Genomic DNA, 1,687 nt, shown 5'->3' on the forward strand with positions numbered 1-1,687 from the left:
ATCGTGTCCTCCGTGGCGCGTGCGACGACGGAGGGACGGCGGCGGCTCGGCCGGCCGGAGCGGAGGGAGGCCGTCGGGGCCCTTCGGGGTCTTGCGGATCGGTCGTGCGGTTCGTCGTGCGGAACGTTGTGCGGATCGCCCTTCCAGCATGGCTCCGGGGGGCGCCGCCTGCATGCGGGACGCCGAAGGGACCCCGACGGGCGCCGACGGGGCGTCGGTAAAGGGGGTGGTGGGGCGGGCGTAGCGTAGGCGTATGACGAAGTACGGATCCTTTCCCGGGACGCGTCCGCGTCGGCTGCGTACGAGCCCCGTCATGCGGCGCATGGTCGCCGAGACCCGGCTGCACCCGGCCGACTTCATCCTCCCCGCGTTCGTGCGGGAGGGCGTGAGCGAGCCGGTGCCGATCGCCGCCATGCCGGGCGTGGTCCAGCACACGCGGGACAGCCTCCGCAAGGCCGCCGCCGAGGCGGTGGAGGCCGGGATCTCCGGGATCATGCTGTTCGGCGTGCCGGAGGAGGAGAAGAAGGACGCGGTCGGGACGCCGGGGACCGATCCCGACGGGATCCTCCAGGTCGCCATCCGGGACGTGCGGGCCGAGGTCGGGGACGACCTGCTCGTCATGTCCGACCTCTGCCTCGACGAGACCACCGACCACGGGCACTGCGGGGTGCTCGACGAGCACGGCCGCGTCGACAACGACGCCACGCTGGAGCGGTACGCCGAGATGGCCCAGGTGCAGGCCGACGCCGGCGCCCACGTGGTCGGCCCCAGCGGGATGATGGACGGCCAGATCGGCGTCGTCCGCGACGCGCTCGACCAGATCGGGCGGGAGGACGTCGCCATCCTCGCGTACACCGCGAAGTACGCCTCCGCCTTCTACGGGCCCTTCCGGGAGGCCGTGGCCTCGTCGCTCCAGGGCGACCGCAAGACCTACCAGCAGGACCCGGCCAATGTGCGCGAGTCGCTGCGCGAGCTGGCCCTCGACCTGGAGGAGGGGGCCGACATGGTGATGGTGAAGCCCGCCGGTCCCTACCTCGACATCCTCGCCCGGGTCGCGGACGCCGTGGACGTGCCGGTCGCCGCCTACCAGATCTCCGGCGAGTACTCGATGATCGAGGCCGCCGCCGAGAAGGGCTGGATCGACCGGGACCGGGCCATCCTGGAGGCGCTGACCGGCATCAAGCGGGCCGGCGCGCGCACCATCCTCACCTACTGGGCCACCGAGGCGGCCCGGAAGCTGAACCAGGGCCAGTACTAGCCGAGCGCGTTCTCCATCGAGGACTGCCAGTACGTCACCGTCAGGGAGCTGTCGTAGTAGACGCCCCCGGCGGGCAGCGGCGGGGTCGCGGCGGCGCCGCCGTCGCTGTTCGGCGTACCGCCCTGGAAGGCCACGGTCAGCTTGCGGGCGGTCGTGCCGCCGTCGCCGCTGCCGTCCGCCGCGGCCAGCAGGACGCCCGCGTAGCCGGACTCGCCGGGGGCGAGCGTCGGCACCGCCTGCGGCTTGGTCTCCGGGCGGGCCTGCGGCACCCACTGCATCTCGTCGAAGCGGAGCACCGGGTAGTACATCAGGTTGCACGGCTTGGAGCCGGTGTTGGTGACCGTGAGCAGCATGTGGTTCAGCGGGCGCGGCACCGGCTGTGCGGTGACCTTGGTGTTGGAGCCGTTGCAGATGGTGCGCACCGGGCCG

General features: G+C 72.5%; 2 protein-coding genes. One reads left to right on the top strand and one right to left on the bottom strand.

What is annotated here, in order from left to right; translation table 11 throughout:
* The first annotated feature begins 253 nt into the window (after positions 1 to 253).
* On the top strand, positions 254 to 1,258 hold the full coding sequence (gene hemB, locus CCN42_RS34890) for a porphobilinogen synthase (protein ID WP_086741403.1): 1,005 nt from the start codon (positions 254 to 256) through the stop codon (positions 1,256 to 1,258).
* Here hemB and CCN42_RS34895 read toward each other — a convergent pair.
* A partial coding sequence (locus tag CCN42_RS34895; protein ID WP_143662128.1) for a DUF4232 domain-containing protein occupies positions 1,255 to 1,687 on the bottom strand: 433 nt, incomplete at its 5' end. The genes hemB and CCN42_RS34895 overlap by 4 nt on opposite strands.

This window comes from Streptomyces glaucescens (assembly GCF_002154375.1).
Lineage (GTDB): Bacteria > Actinomycetota > Actinomycetes > Streptomycetales > Streptomycetaceae > Streptomyces > Streptomyces glaucescens.

Bases quoted from the DNA above. Each gene is read 5' to 3' on its own strand.
- hemB (WP_086741403.1), top strand. From the start codon at position 254: ATGACGAAGTACGGATCCTTTCCCGGGACGCGTCCGCGTCGGCTGCGT.